17 protein-coding genes and 1 pseudogene are annotated in these 13,041 nt (G+C 61.0%); 14 read left to right on the top strand and 4 right to left on the bottom strand.

Annotated features, from left to right (window positions below; all coding sequences use genetic code 11):
- Positions 1 to 440 precede the first annotated feature (440 nt).
- Positions 441 to 1,469, bottom strand: coding sequence for an AraC family transcriptional regulator (locus tag AC1DIO_RS34280; RefSeq protein ID WP_476854856.1), 1,029 nt, complete (start codon positions 1,467 to 1,469; stop codon positions 441 to 443).
- Positions 1,470 to 1,524: 55 nt separating this feature from the next.
- Between AC1DIO_RS34280 and AC1DIO_RS34275 the strand changes: the two genes are divergently transcribed.
- On the top strand, positions 1,525 to 1,833 hold the full coding sequence (locus AC1DIO_RS34275; protein WP_476854855.1) for a hypothetical protein: 309 nt from the start codon (positions 1,525 to 1,527) through the stop codon (positions 1,831 to 1,833).
- Positions 1,834 to 1,844: 11 nt separating this feature from the next.
- On the top strand, positions 1,845 to 2,138 hold the full coding sequence (locus AC1DIO_RS34270; protein ID WP_476854854.1) for a hypothetical protein: 294 nt from the start codon (positions 1,845 to 1,847) through the stop codon (positions 2,136 to 2,138).
- Between the two features lie 637 nt (positions 2,139 to 2,775).
- On the opposite strand, the gene AC1DIO_RS34265 is transcribed toward AC1DIO_RS34270, so the two are convergent.
- Positions 2,776 to 2,937 carry a twin-arginine translocation signal domain-containing protein gene (locus AC1DIO_RS34265; protein ID WP_476854857.1) on the bottom strand — a complete coding sequence of 54 codons (162 nt, stop codon included), beginning with the start codon at positions 2,935 to 2,937 and terminating at the stop codon, positions 2,776 to 2,778.
- 265 nt (positions 2,938 to 3,202) lie between these two features.
- Between AC1DIO_RS34265 and AC1DIO_RS34260 the strand changes: the two genes are divergently transcribed.
- From AC1DIO_RS34260 to AC1DIO_RS34250, 3 genes are all read left to right on the top strand, one after another.
- Positions 3,203 to 3,976 carry a hypothetical protein gene (locus AC1DIO_RS34260; protein WP_476854853.1) on the top strand — a complete coding sequence of 258 codons (774 nt, stop codon included), beginning with the start codon at positions 3,203 to 3,205 and terminating at the stop codon, positions 3,974 to 3,976.
- Complete coding sequence (locus AC1DIO_RS34255) at positions 3,976 to 4,641, top strand: hypothetical protein (RefSeq protein ID WP_476854852.1); 666 nt, start codon at positions 3,976 to 3,978, stop codon at positions 4,639 to 4,641. The genes AC1DIO_RS34260 and AC1DIO_RS34255 overlap by 1 nt, the downstream gene beginning before the upstream one ends.
- A gap of 669 nt (positions 4,642 to 5,310) precedes the next feature.
- The gene (locus AC1DIO_RS34250; protein ID WP_476854851.1) at positions 5,311 to 5,445 is read left to right on the top strand and encodes a hypothetical protein; all 135 of its coding nucleotides are present in this window, start codon (positions 5,311 to 5,313) and stop codon (positions 5,443 to 5,445) included.
- A gap of 119 nt (positions 5,446 to 5,564) precedes the next feature.
- Here AC1DIO_RS34250 and AC1DIO_RS34245 read toward each other — a convergent pair.
- Positions 5,565 to 5,684: pseudogene (locus tag AC1DIO_RS34245) on the bottom strand (IS630 family transposase); the annotation flags it as partial.
- 177 nt (positions 5,685 to 5,861) lie between these two features.
- Here AC1DIO_RS34245 and AC1DIO_RS34240 point away from each other — a divergent pair.
- The 3 genes from AC1DIO_RS34240 to AC1DIO_RS34230 are packed head-to-tail and all read left to right on the top strand — an operon-like array spanning position 5,862 to position 7,771.
- Complete coding sequence (locus tag AC1DIO_RS34240; RefSeq protein WP_476854850.1) at positions 5,862 to 6,617, top strand: RDD family protein; 756 nt, start codon at positions 5,862 to 5,864, stop codon at positions 6,615 to 6,617.
- A gap of 3 nt (positions 6,618 to 6,620) precedes the next feature.
- Positions 6,621 to 7,271 (top strand): DUF4339 domain-containing protein, encoded by a 651-nt coding sequence (locus AC1DIO_RS34235; RefSeq protein ID WP_476854849.1) that lies wholly within the window; start codon positions 6,621 to 6,623, stop codon positions 7,269 to 7,271.
- On the top strand, positions 7,256 to 7,771 hold the full coding sequence (locus tag AC1DIO_RS34230; RefSeq protein WP_476854848.1) for a hypothetical protein: 516 nt from the start codon (positions 7,256 to 7,258) through the stop codon (positions 7,769 to 7,771). The genes AC1DIO_RS34235 and AC1DIO_RS34230 overlap by 16 nt, the downstream gene beginning before the upstream one ends.
- An 829-nt stretch (positions 7,772 to 8,600) precedes the next feature.
- Here the strand turns inward: AC1DIO_RS34230 and AC1DIO_RS34225 are convergent.
- Positions 8,601 to 9,248 carry a hypothetical protein gene (locus AC1DIO_RS34225; protein WP_476854847.1) on the bottom strand — a complete coding sequence of 216 codons (648 nt, stop codon included), beginning with the start codon at positions 9,246 to 9,248 and terminating at the stop codon, positions 8,601 to 8,603.
- A gap of 333 nt (positions 9,249 to 9,581) precedes the next feature.
- On the opposite strand from AC1DIO_RS34225, the gene AC1DIO_RS34220 reads away from it, so the two are divergent.
- The 6 genes from AC1DIO_RS34220 to AC1DIO_RS34195 form a co-directional block, all read left to right on the top strand.
- A complete protein-coding gene (locus AC1DIO_RS34220) occupies positions 9,582 to 10,091 on the top strand; it encodes a hypothetical protein (protein WP_476854846.1) in 510 nt (169 codons plus the stop codon).
- Between the two features lie 30 nt (positions 10,092 to 10,121).
- Complete coding sequence (locus AC1DIO_RS34215; protein WP_476854845.1) at positions 10,122 to 10,604, top strand: hypothetical protein; 483 nt, start codon at positions 10,122 to 10,124, stop codon at positions 10,602 to 10,604.
- Entirely contained in the window at positions 10,604 to 11,272 is a 669-nt protein-coding gene (locus tag AC1DIO_RS34210; protein ID WP_476854844.1) for a hypothetical protein, read from the top strand. Before AC1DIO_RS34215 ends, AC1DIO_RS34210 begins: the two co-directional genes overlap by 1 nt.
- Before the next feature lie 240 nt (positions 11,273 to 11,512).
- On the top strand, positions 11,513 to 11,863 hold the full coding sequence (locus tag AC1DIO_RS34205) for a hypothetical protein (RefSeq protein ID WP_476854843.1): 351 nt from the start codon (positions 11,513 to 11,515) through the stop codon (positions 11,861 to 11,863).
- Positions 11,864 to 12,039: 176 nt separating this feature from the next.
- On the top strand, positions 12,040 to 12,297 hold the full coding sequence (locus AC1DIO_RS34200) for a hypothetical protein (protein ID WP_476854842.1): 258 nt from the start codon (positions 12,040 to 12,042) through the stop codon (positions 12,295 to 12,297).
- A gap of 205 nt (positions 12,298 to 12,502) precedes the next feature.
- Positions 12,503 to 13,041, top strand: a 539-nt coding sequence (locus AC1DIO_RS34195) for a leucine zipper domain-containing protein (protein ID WP_476854841.1), incomplete at its 3' end; no start/stop codon positions are given.

The following is a 13,041-nucleotide window of genomic DNA, read 5'->3' as shown; positions in this document are numbered from 1 at the left end:
CTTTCGACCCTTGGAGCTCGGCTCGAACACGCGCCGTCGTGCGGGCGCTGCCATGAAGAACGCTTCCCATAATGCATCCTCCTCCTGACGACTCAGGATCGATGATGCACCATCAGATTTCGGGACTACACATCTAGAATTCCCTCCGCAGCTCGGCCTATTTGCGCCCGGCCCTCACGGCTCGCCATGTCGTGCAGCAGGTTCGACCGCCCGAGCGTGCGCGAGGCCGCCAGTCACTCCGCCAGGCCAGCTCGAATTCGGCAATCCGGGCTGGAAGGCGTCGAACTCCTTCGACCAACCATAGTAACTTGATGAGGCGATCGCCTCGCGCAGGCATAACTCGGCGATGCCACTCGTCGTGTCCGCACGTCCGTCCCATTCGCATCTCGAGCGGCAGCAATATTTGGAAACGAACGTCCGTCCTGGCGAAACGAGATCAATCAGCTCGGAATGCCGGCCAACCGCACCTGGCTTGGCGCCATCCCGGTCCATTGTTTGAATGCGTGCGAGAACGCGCTGACCTCGTGAAATCCCAATAGCCAAGCAATCTTCGAGACATGGAGGTCGCGGTCGCTGAGATAGCGCACAGCCAGGTCGCGCCGCATCTGCTGGAGGATTTCCGAGAAGCTCAAGCCCTCATCGGCGAGCCTTCGCGCAAACGTCCGTTCGCTCATGCCCAGGTGACGGGCTATTAGCTCCGCGCGAACTTTGCCATGAGGCAGCAGCGGAGCGATCGCATTCTCGACACTGACTCGCAGCTGGCTCGCATTGCTTGTGCGGGACGACAACGCCGCCTCGCAATAGTCTAGCAAGAGCTCATTGAGGTAAGGATCGGCGTTCACGAGAGGGCGTTCGCGCATGTCAGCGTGCAGAACGAAGGCATCGACATCTGCGCCGAACTCCACCTTGGTCCCAGCAAACCGTGTCATCGCAGAGGTATCGCCCGATCGGTGGTGAGCGATCGAGACGCGTTGCGGGACGAGGTTTGATCCCGTCAGGATGCGGCAAATCCGGATTGCTCCAAAAATGCAGAACTCGGCCTGATGCCTGTCGGAATGGCGGGGAAGGCCGGCGTAGGTCAGAGTGATGGTGAACTCGCTTCCCTGTGCATTGCTGAAGACCAGCGCTTCATTGGTAATCGAACTGTACCGGGCAATTCGTTGCAGTGCCTCGCCGAGCGTTTGCGACGACGCCATCACGTAGTACAGCAGCCCGAGAGCACGGGGGTCGAATTCCTCCGCCAGGGTGAAGCCAAGGCAGTCATCCTCAAGCGCGGTCGCGGCACGGTCCAAAAATGCGACCTGACGCCGGGCAGGCACTCGTTGATGGGGATCGGCGAGCATCTCCTCGGTCAGGCCAACATCCCGCAGGAGTGGCCCAACCCGCACGCCGGCGCTGGCCAGGCGACTGACGACCAGGCGCGAGATACCCGCTCGGGTCGTCGGCAGGGAGACCAGGTCGCGTMGCAAAGTCGAACTCCCCGCATATGTCTGGGACGCACAATGCTTTGGCGGAAAATAACAAGTGAAGAAGGCCGCGGCAACCTATTTTAGCGTGGAGGACGCCGGCAACTGGCTGACCGTCCTCAAGTTAGGAGCCGAAAGCTTACTCTCCAGCCCAAGCTTCTACAGTTCAGAAAAATCGAAAGGTCGTCTAGAAATGCGAATTATCGCTGCACTTACCTTCGCCTCTGCAATGATTTTTGGGCAGATCGCCGCGATTTCTTCTGCTCAGGCTAGGTGTACGAATTCTTACGACACCGCAAGCGACGGCTCTTCTTGCGGCGGCCGGGCGTCGGGCTGTCGTTCGGGTGGCCGTGGCGGTTATTGCTAAGGAGCAGCCGCGTGAAAAACGCCACTTTAGCCATCGTGGCCCTCGCGTCGTCCTTTCTCAGCCTTTCAGTGCCGGCAGCTGCCGGCACTGACCGGACATTCGGTGGGTACGAATGCACCGACGACTGTTCCGGTCACAAGGCTGGATACGAGTGGGCCGAGTTACAGGGCATCACGAGCCCGACCTTATGCGAGGATATGTTGGCCAAGTATCCAAGCCTCACATCTTTCTCTGAGGGCTGTCTGATCTATGTATCCGCCCCCCTCGGCACCGATGCGGACGTCGAAATCGAAAGCATCAATTGATATTCGCTCACTCTAGACTTGGCAACTGATCTAGACTTTGCAACTGACGTGGGATTTCATCGCCTTCTGTAAGGTTGAGTGCCCTACGCGCTCGGCATCCTCGATTGTGGTCAGCGAATATCTCCAAGACCAAAACAACATCACTTACCGGAGGCGCAACCGGAATGCCGGCACTGACAAGGCGTGCAATTGCAACGCGTGTGATGCGGCTACGGTCGTCGGTAGAGGGGCTAGATTGGGCGAAGCCGCCGAACTTGCTGCCCATAATTCGCAGTGGAGCGCAAAAACGCCATTCCCGGAAGGGCGAACCTTCGCGGACACAGTTGGTGCGTTTCAGGGACGCCCGATCCCGGACGTCGAGGCCAACCCGCCGCGCGTCGCCGTTATGGCAAGAGCGTCCGATCGGGCAGATTTTGATGAATAAGACCAACCGGCTCCGCACAGCGCTACGGATCCCCCTATCGCGTCGGCTTTGCTCCGATCGTGAGCGTCACTTCTCACTAGCCCCGCTCCGCTTGTCGGCGTCTGGCTAGCACAAAGCCGGCCGATCCCGAAACCAATGGCCAACTCAATATGTCGGCTGCGGAAACCTACAACCCAAGCCTCGCTCTAGCCGTTGCGTAGCGCAGGCCGGGCTTCAGCAGGCAATCCAAAGGGCGATACCAATGATACCTAGACCGAAGGACGATCCGCGTAAGGTCTTCACCATACCGCCCACCCAGGCGGCTAATGATGCGGTGGCGCAACCGCAACCCGCCAAGAAGTGGCGGCGCGTCACGATCAATTGGAAAACGCTCATCTGCGCACTCGCCGCGGAGGTAATCATTGTCGTCGCAATTTTGGTCGTGAACTGGGCAATCGCCGAGCGTGGCGATACCGGCGAGCGGTTATTGTTCGGCAAATCGGCATTCTGGTTCTCGGCAATGGCCGGGGCCTTTGCCATGGCGACTTGCGAACTCGTCCGGTCTGGGCTGGTGTTTCTGGGTGCCGTTCACCGTCGTCGCGCCGTTCGCGGTCTTATGCTCATCGGGGCACTGCTCTCTGTTTTTGTGACAACGAAAAGCATGAGCGTCGTGTACGAGCAATTGTTTGCCAACCGACTTCGCGAAGTCGTCGCGACCACAATGGCGGTCGACAAAGCGAAAGCTCAGAAGGAGACATTGGAGGCAAAGCTCGCAGGACCCAAAAATGCTAACGATGGTCGCAAGACCCAATTGGCCAGACTTGACGCCCAACTTACCGGACTGCCCGAGACGCTGAAGCAGTTCGGCCCCCCGCCGAAGCCCGTAACAACCTGGGTTTCTACCCGCGATCGAAGCGGGAGAGTGATCGGAAAGCGGCCGGTCACCACAACCCCCCCCTGGTCCGGAGCGACGATGCAGGGGCAATACATCAAGACACAGGACGAGCGTGACAAGCAGGCCAAAGCAATCGCTCAGGGAGAGATTGAACTCAGCGGCATCGCTAGTGAGGTTGCGCAGGCGGCTGAGATCGTAACGGCCGCCGAAAGCCGGCGCAGGGAAGCAATTGCCGCGAGCCAAATGCACTCGTACGCCGCAATGATATTTTTGAAGTCGCCGCATGACGTAACCGATAGGGAAGTCCACGCAGTCCTGCTGGTCTTCGTCCTGCTTGCCGCCTTCGCGACGGCGATCGCGGCCAGCCTCGCCGTCTATGGGTCGTTTACTCGGTACCCAGCAACTGATGAGCCACGGGTTGATGGCCGCCCGACAGCGGTCGTGATCACGCCGACCCTTAGCAACTGGTTTCAACGCCTCGCCACTCAAACGCCGCTGACCGCGAGCCACAGCGGCGCAACTGAACGGAGGACGACGTAATGAATGTGATTACATCAACATCGCCAATCGATGCGAACGTCGCTGATAGCCTTGTTCGAGAAGCGAACTCGGCAGCATTTAGAAACAAGGCGATTGGCATCGGCGCCGGCATCGGCATTGGCGGTCTCGCACTCTCAATCGGCATAGCAGCAATGGTGTGGGCGAATAACCAGCGTGTCGATCTAGAGATGTTGAAGGCTGCACTCGCGAGCTTGCCGACCCTAAAGGTCGAAGGCACGGTCAAGGCCGAAGGCGATGTCAAGCTCGCAGACGGGGGGGCCGTGAAACTCGAGGAGGGCGGAACCGTAAAGCTTGCGGACGGATCAACTGTCACGGTCAAGGGAACGGTTCCTGCTCAAGCCCCCGCGGTACTGCCGAAACAGAAATCCGACGATGATCCGGCGATACGCACGACGGTCACGATTTTTAAGACGGTTACTCACGGCGATGGTGAGATTACGAGCGGATGGACATTCGCAAGCGGTAACGCGAAAAGCCCATCGGGACAGTATTGCTATTACATACGGCCCACAGGCGATGGTAATTCTACTCGACAGAATGTGGCCAAAGACAGCGCTACTATGGTGACAACTACGGGCGTCAGCCCGGAAGAGCAGGCTGTTCGCTTCCAGAAGTGCCAATGGTGGAGCGGCGGCCCAGTCTGATCTGATAGCAAGCGGGTTCGCAATCATTATCGCGGAATTTCTGGAATAGGCGCTCACCCCCCGTACCGGTTGCACCGGTTGAGGAAAGCTGACGAGCTATGATCCCGTGAAGTTAATTTCTGAGCGGGCCATAGATCAAATACCGATTATTACTCACGTACTTCGCGATGCTCACGCGCGTAGTTCCCTTGATCGGTGAGGCACTAAATAAACGAGCACACGGAAAGATCCGGTTCCGCGCGGGGAAGAGGCGAAATGGAGCCGTTATATTACTCAAGCTTGCACTCTTCGGCACGGCGGCACTTGCCGCCGTTGCGTTGGTCGGCATCGCTCGTAAGGATTGATCTTCGCCGGACTGCTGTTAGTGGTGGTAGCACTCTGGCTTCGCTAAATGGCGCTGGCCGAGCGGGATGTCTCGGTATTGGGCCATGAAGTAGCAGGCCCACATCCCGTGAGCATTCGCTGCGCTGTGATGCGGACAGGCCTCGGCCTAACGTGCCAGGTGATCCCGTCGGTGTCGCCATCGCTCGCAATTGTACCAGCTGCAACGGCGCAGATCACGTCCGCCTCCCGCGTTGCAACGCTCGCCAGCAGCGGGGCAGTCGGACAGTCCCCCGCGGGTCCCGCTCGCCGTGTTCTGGCGTTGCGCGTGCCGGGAACAGGCGCGCCTTGGATGCCGCCGTCGACACCACCATCGACGTGATCCTCGCCCACGTCACCCGTGCCGTGACCGGCGTGCCGATGCTCATCCCCTCTGCCAGCTGGGTAATGGCTGGCACCAGCGGGGGTCTCGTTGTCGATTAACAGTGCCAGTTCGGGGCCCTTGCGCGCAATCACGCTCATCAGGTTGCGATCTACGTTTCTGTGATGCGGTGCGCGGTAGGTGCCATCCGGCATCGGGCTCACTACGCGCGCGCGGTGACAACCCTCCAGTGGATCGCCTCGTGATCGGGCGGTTCCAGCGTCAGCGCCACGACCTTGTTGACGAGTTCGGACGCAAGCGGCGCTATCCCTGGCGGGCGGGTCTTGTCGTGCAGCAGGCCTATCGACGTTAGCTCCCATGCGCGGCGTCGGTGGAGCTCCACTACCGCAGCGCAACGAAGCCAAGTGGCCAGGCTGGAAGGAACAAGCATTTGGCGGAGCTTAGCAATCGAGGCGCGCGATTTTCCCGTATCCCGGCCTAGGTCCTATCCAACGTTAATCCTTGCCTGGAGCCATCCGTGACCAACGCTGCTGACGTTACCCCACCAGCCCATCCGCTTGACCAATCGTGGTATGTCCATAGTGGCGACAAGGCTCTCGGCCCGTACACGGGTCAGGACATCAAAGGCATGATTGGCTCGGGCAAGGTTATCGGCACGACCAACATCGCGCTTGCCGGCGGCTCGGAGTGGAGGCAGGCCGGCTCAATCCCGTTCTTTGCGTCGCTTTTCGCAGAACGCTCGCCTCCGCCGTTGCCGAACAGCGTTCCGAAGGTTCGCGTCCAGCAGGATTTCGCCCCGCAGGGTCAGGCTCCGCAGGGCTATCCTGCTTACGCAGTTGACGGGCACAGGTTTGCTGGCTTTTGGATCCGAACCGGCGCCCACCTTATCGATTCGGTCTGCGTTACGGCGTGGATGATCGCGGTGGCATTTGCAACGGGCCTGCTGATGTCGCCACTGTCCGGTGGCGCGGTCTCTCCAGAGGCGATCGGCGTTTGGGCTGGTATCCTAGGCTGGTCCAGCAGTCTCGCGTATTACATCGTCTTCACCGGCGGGACATGGCAAGCGACCCCTGGCAAACGCATGCTTGGGATTCAGGTCATCCGGACTGATGGACAGAAGGTTGGGTACGGCCTCGCCTTTGGACGGATGCTGGCTTACGTCATCTCAAGCATCACGGTCTACATCGGGTTCTTCATGGTCGGCTGGACGGATCAGAAGAAGGCGCTGCATGACATGATCTGCAGCACTCGCGTCATTCACTGGAAGGTCTGAAGGATGAGCGAGATCGATCCCATACGGGAAAGCACGGGGAGCGCTCTTCCCGTGCCGCCACCGCCGCATCCGCTGGATCGCGAATGGCATCTCTACATCGATGGCAAGCCCTACGGCCCGTACTCGGGCTATGCCCTGCGCGATTTTGTTCGCGAAGGCAGGGTAAATTCCAAAACCAACGTCTGCCCGGTGGGCGAGGCTGGCTGGATCGAGGCCGCTGCGGACCAGGTGCTCGCGACGCTCTTTCCCGGGAAGTCGGGTGCGCCCGCAATTAGTCTCGGTACCGGCGTGCCGGCCGTTCTGCCTCCGAACCCGGTCGACACATCGGTGCGGAACGAGGGCGGCGGCTCGGTCGTTCAGATCACGCAGCATTTCGGTTCCGCCCCGATGCCGGGGCCCGAATTCTACGGCGAGTTCGGGCCCAAAAGCCCCGGATTGGCGCTCTTCCTCAGCTTCCTAATTCCAGGCGTAGGGCAATTCTACCTCGGCCACGTCGGCAAGGGCATTGCCATGATCCTGCTGTGCATTGCGCTTTGGTTCGTGTTGCTGGGCTGGATCATCTGGATCTGGGCGATGATCGACGCCTACAGCTCAGCCAAGACCATCAATGTCATGCACCACGCGCGGATGGCCCGGCAGTGGTCGACGCGATGACCGAACTACCTCCGCTGCCCGCGCGTTGCCGTTCGTGCGGTGCAGCTCTTGTTCAGAATGCCATGGTTTGCCGGGAATGTGGCTGCGTCCCCGTCATCGAGAACGCCACCGCGTCCATCCAGACGACCTTCGACAAGGCGCGTGTCTGGATCCAGTCCGGCGCGAAGTCAGTCCTAGCTAACCGGTTTGCCCTTCTCTGGATCATGGCCCTGATCCCTGGGATCATGGCGACTGCTTTTGCTGCTCTCATCTATTGCGTCGTGATGGTTTTCCGTCGCGGATCGGTGGCGGAGCGCCGGGATCTCCTGGCTTACAGCGCGATCGCGTTCGTGGCCCTCATCAACCTTCGCCTCAGCTACGTCTTGCTCCATGACATTAGCGTCTGGCTAAGCAGCTACCTCGACGCGACGCTCGGCTGGCTTGAGACACAGGGTATGTGGCCCCGCTCGAAATCACGCCAGAAATTCATCGAAGCGGCCCTCCAGATCTGGCGTGGCTGAACGCCCGCTTAGCCGCTCACGGGTCGGCAACAGCGCAAGGAACGTCAAGGCCACCTTGCTCCATTTCGCGCCCTCCTCGTACCAGCCGCCTTGTTGGGCAAAGCGAGGTAAAAGGAACGACGAGCTGTTCCTGCGCGGCCTAGTCACATGCCAAGAGCGACGCCGGCCATCCGCATCTGGCTTGGCGCCATCCCGGTCCATTGTTTGAATGCGTGCGAGAACGCGCTGACCTCCTGAAATCCGAGCAGCCATGAAAAGGTACGCATGCCGGTCGTTCCCCTCGCGGTGCCACGGGTAGAGTGCCTGTGATCGGTAGAGCTGCCAGCGGACAAACATAATGGGCCGTAGTGTACCAAATTCCGAAAGGTTGGGGATTTGATGCACTACAGGCGCGGTCGGAATCGCTGGTCGGCCCGGCGGAATGTGGTTTGAACTTTCGAGAATTTTCCGGGCCAGCTTGCGGTGCAATCCTCGCCGGCCATGAGCCCTCGTTACGAAGCGCGCTTCGCAAGGCTGGCCGTCGATTTCGTCAACGGCTGCGAGTTCTCGCCGCCTTTTCCCGTCCTCGCGCTCGATGCGCGGGGCTCGGCCTCGGTCGTCATGTACGTCTGCGACGGTGACGGCGCCCCCGCCGTCAAAGCCATCTGCGCAGGCCCAGAGCGCGCCCAGAGGATGCATCTCGTCTCGCCCTTGCGGGCTGGTCGCCATCGCCTCGGATGGCTGCTGCAGGGCTGCCACGGTCACCATCGAGCGCGCGGCGCGGGTGATGCAATAGAGGGAGTTCAGAACTCCATCTAACCCGCTTCCTGCCTGTTTCGTTACGTAACGATTAGCGCTTGCCCTTCCGCCGCGTGATCTCCTGTTTCGCAGCCTCTAGCCACTCCTCGGCATTGGCCATCTTGGGGCGTAGCAGCTCCAGCGCCGCCCTCATCTTTTCGACGCTGTGCGGGTCAGGATTGCGCAGCCAGTTCAGATCCACCGGCCGGCTCGGCTTTGGCAGCTTCTTCCAGAACCTCACCATCTCCTGCAGCTCGTCGGCCACAATGCCGAAATGGTCGCCCTCGCGCCGCTGACGCGCGGGACGAGCGGCCTGCCGCTTCGCCGGCTTCGGCTTGCTCCTCGCAAGATGCGCGGGCTGGTCGTCCGGGTCTGATTCCTCCTCCAGCTCTGGCGCGGATTCCTTGGCCAGCTCTGGCTTGGATTCGGCGGCCGGCTTGGCGAGTTCGGTCTTGGCTGCGGCCTTGCGCAGCTTGGCGAGTTCGGCCTCCCTCCGGGCGCGCCATGCAGCCTGACGCTCGGCGTTGCTCAGGGTGCCGCCACGGCGACGCTGCGGCCTGCTCTGGGCCGTTCCCTCGTCGCCGGGCTCATGCTCGTCCTCGGGCTCGGGCGCGGCTGCTGCAGCCTTGCGCAGAGCCTCCAGCTCGGCAGCCTTCTTGGCGCGAAAGCGCGCCTGTCGCTCGGCATTGCTCAGACCCATCTCGACCCGCCTTCATTACGTAACAGAACAGATCCGTTATGTAACAATACGGGACCGGGGCTGCAAGGCGGATTGCGGGACAATGTTATGTAACAAGGGAGGCCGATTGCCGATAGTTACGTAACAATAGTCGAGCTTGGCTGTATAGTGGGCATCGTTCCCGGCTACGCCCTGTACTGGTCAGCGCCCGTATTCCCGCAAGTGACCGCCGCCGCTGAAGCTGCCTTTGGTGGAAGTGAGCAAAAATTTGGCTGGAGATAGCAAGCCCCATAGAGGCCAAGCCACCAAATACTCGGGAGACCACACCAGTACTCAAGCTGAAAGACCAACAGAATGCGACGCGTCCTGCTCTCGGCCTGCTCCGCCGCCGTCCTCGCCGCTTGCGGCATCCTCCTGACCGACCCGGCCAGCGCGGCCGACACGCCGCGCGGCAAGATCATCGGCGATGGCATCAACCTCCCGCGCGAATTCGTCGCCGGGAAGGGACCTGCCGCGCGCGCTATCGAGATCCTCACCTGGATGAAAGAGCGCGGATCTACGACTGATCGCGAGTGCGACGCCAAGAAGAAGCGCTGCGCCTTCCATAGCAAGCTGGTGCTGTCCAATGGCGGGGTGTTGTGGCTCAGCTCCTTTGAGCACTTCGACGGCACGCAGGACTATACGACCTATTGCCGGACCTCGCCGACTAAGGACACCGTCGCCTGCTATAACCTCCAGAGCGCGACCTATTTCAGCAAGGTCAAGGACTCGGCGTCGGGCAAGTGGGAGACGATTTGGAACGAGCGCGACGAGAAGAAGAGCGACGGCACCATCCCCGCCAATGGCACGGACCAGTTGCTCTGATCATCCCTCAAAACTGGAAAGACCCGCCAGATGCGTCGCCTGCTACTCTTGGCCTATGCCGTTTCCACCCTCGCCCTCCCTACCATGGCCGCAGAGCGCGGCCGGATCATCGGCGACGGCAGCAACCTGCCACGCGAGTATGTCGTCGGCAAGGATCACAACACCCGCCGCAGCGAGATCGCCCAATGGATCATGGAGCGCGGCGGCCGATACTCGCGAACCTGTAACGCCAAGGACAAGGTCTGCGGCTCGTTCTGGGTGGTCAACCTGACCGGCGGCGGCTCGCTCGCGGTCGCGCTCTTCAATTATCCGGCCAACAGCAGCCGCAATTACAGCACCTATTGCCGCGAGACGGCCTCGGCCGACACCCTCTACTGCTACGGGTTCGAGAACATGAGCTACTTCACCAAGATCAAGGACACCGCCACCCGCGAGTGGACCGAGATCTGGGACGAGCGCAACGACAGCCGCACGACACCGGCGGCCAAGTCCAGCAGCGACAGTCTGCTCTGATGGGGGATCGCTGGAAGCCCTTTTTCGCGGGCTGTTCCGTCGGGCGCTTCGTCGCCATTGGCGTCGCGGTCAACGACAGGCACTCTTCCGCACCACCCAAGATCGTCCCCCTCCCGGCCCCGGCCCCGGTCAAGGAATCCCTGATCGGCGACGGCTTTCAGTTACCCAAGGAGTATGTCAGGGGCGAATCCTCGGAGCAGCGCGTCAAGACCATCGGCGACTGGATCATGGCGCGGGGTGGAACGACAAAACACAACTGCGACGCCATTTCAGTGTCTTGCTGGAGCCAGTTCAGAAGAGATCTTCAGGATAAGGCAACCATAGTCCTGTGGTCGCTTCGTTATTCCGATGCCTCTATGAATACGTATTGTTATTGTTTTGAAGACGGGGAGCCAGAAAGTCGTTCAGCTCTTTGTTATTCCTTCTTCAGTGGCAGATATCATCGCCGGGCACTCGACACGCAAACGCGATCTTGGGATGAGCACGTCGGGGTGCAGCGCCAGCTCGGCGGCGATTGCTTGCGCTCAGGGTCGCTGGGGCCGTGTATCGTTACCTGCCTCGCTGGGCATGGCGTTGTCACGGCTAATCGGCTGCAATGGGCGCGCTGCCGACAGGCATCGGAGCAGAACTTGGCTTGGACCGGGAGCCTCGTCGTGAGGCCGACTTGATACCAGCCATCGTTGCGTTGAACGATCAGATCGAGAATGATCGGCGGCGGCTCGGTCACGCGATGCGCCACAACGACTGCGGGTAGCCGACGCAAGCCAAGGTCGGTTTCTTATCCCCGTCGCCAGTGCCGCGACAAAGGATGCTTGCCGGGACCGACTTGATCCACGTCAACGCGCCTGCCCTTGTCGGGATCAACTTGCAGGCGACGTATCTCACAGAGACGGTGACGGAGCGAACGCATGGTCAATCAGCGAATTCGAGAGTTCATTGTGTCCACGTTCGGGACGGTCTGTTTGCTCATCGTCGTCATACCGACAGTCCTTGTCTTGGCGGCCGCCCTGACGCGAGGTCCCTTTTTCGCGGGCATCATCATTGCGGGCCTAGTATTCGTGGTGTCAGCATTTCTGGCCGGTGGAGCGCTTACGCTGGTAAGCATCGCTGAGAATACAAGTGAAACCGTTCGGATGCTTAAACAAGTTGATAGTGAACTTCACTCAATATCGAATAACGTTGAACGCATCGAAAGAGCTTGGCGGGATAGTCGCAATGAGGCTGCTGTCAATGCTGCGGCGGCATCGCCAACGTTGTAGCCCGCGAGTATCCCTTCATTCGCCGCGCCACGTTATCAAACGGTTGAGAATTCGCCTCGCCGAGCATGTCCCAGCTAGCATTTCGTGTCCCGGCTTGCGGGTGAAGATGTCACGGCATCATATCGCCGAGGGGCGGATTATCAGCGTTGATAAAGCGCCTGAACTCGGAGGCGACCATGTCCAAGGCAGCCATCCTCGCCCTGGCGCTCGCTGCTCTCGCCGGCAGCGCCTCGGCCCAGCAGTCGCAGCAGACGTTCCGCGACAGCTCCGGGCGCGTCACGGGCCGGTCAGTGACCGACAGCCAAGGCAGCCAGACGTTTTACGATGCGCAAGGCCGGGTGACCGGGCGCGCCAGCACGGACAGCCAAGGGACGACGACGTTCCGCGATTCCAGCGGGCGCACGACCGGAACTACGACCGGCCCGCGCCGCTGATCGGCCCCGCGCTGGAAATTGAAGCTATTTCGCCATCACCTGCCCGATAGCTGACGTTGGCAAGAGCTAGGGTGGCGGACTTTTATCGTTAGGGCCGCTCTCCAAGACTGATTGCCAAGCTGTGAGCTCTCAATAGGTTGTCCATCCGGTCCCGAGCGAGGAAGCTGAGGTTGCGAAGCTTCAGTCTCCATCGAAGGAGGACCGGATGAACATCCATAAGAATGCCCGTCTGACGCAGCTGGGTCGAGAGCGGATCGTGCGGTGGGCGGCAGAAGGGCGTGCGCTTAGCGCGATCGCGGTTTGCGTCGGCGTCAGCCTCAAGACCGTCCATAAATGGATCATCCGCTTCGCCGCCGAGGGCATGGCCGGGCTGGCGGACCGCTCGTCGCGTCCGCGCCGGCTGCATCGCCCGACGCCGGCAGGCCAGGTCGAGCAGATCATCGCGCTGCGGCGCCAGCGGCTGAGCGGCAAGGCCATCGCCAAGCAGGCTCAGGTCTCGCCGGCCACGGTGAGCCGGATCCTGCGACGAGCGCGGCTGAGCCGGATGCGCGACCTCGACCCGGCCGAGCCGGCGCGCCGCTACGAGCGCGCCCTCCCSGGCGAACTGATCCATCTCGACATCAAGAAGCTCAACCGGTTCAGGGAGCCGGGGCATCGCGTCACCGGGGATCGCAGCGCCGGCCGCAGCGTCGGGGCGGGCTGGGAGTTCGCCCATGTCTGCATCGACGATGCCTCGACGATGCC

Source organism: Allobosea sp. 05T439, from assembly GCF_056396005.1.
This window is presented reverse-complemented; position numbering and strand designations above follow the sequence as displayed.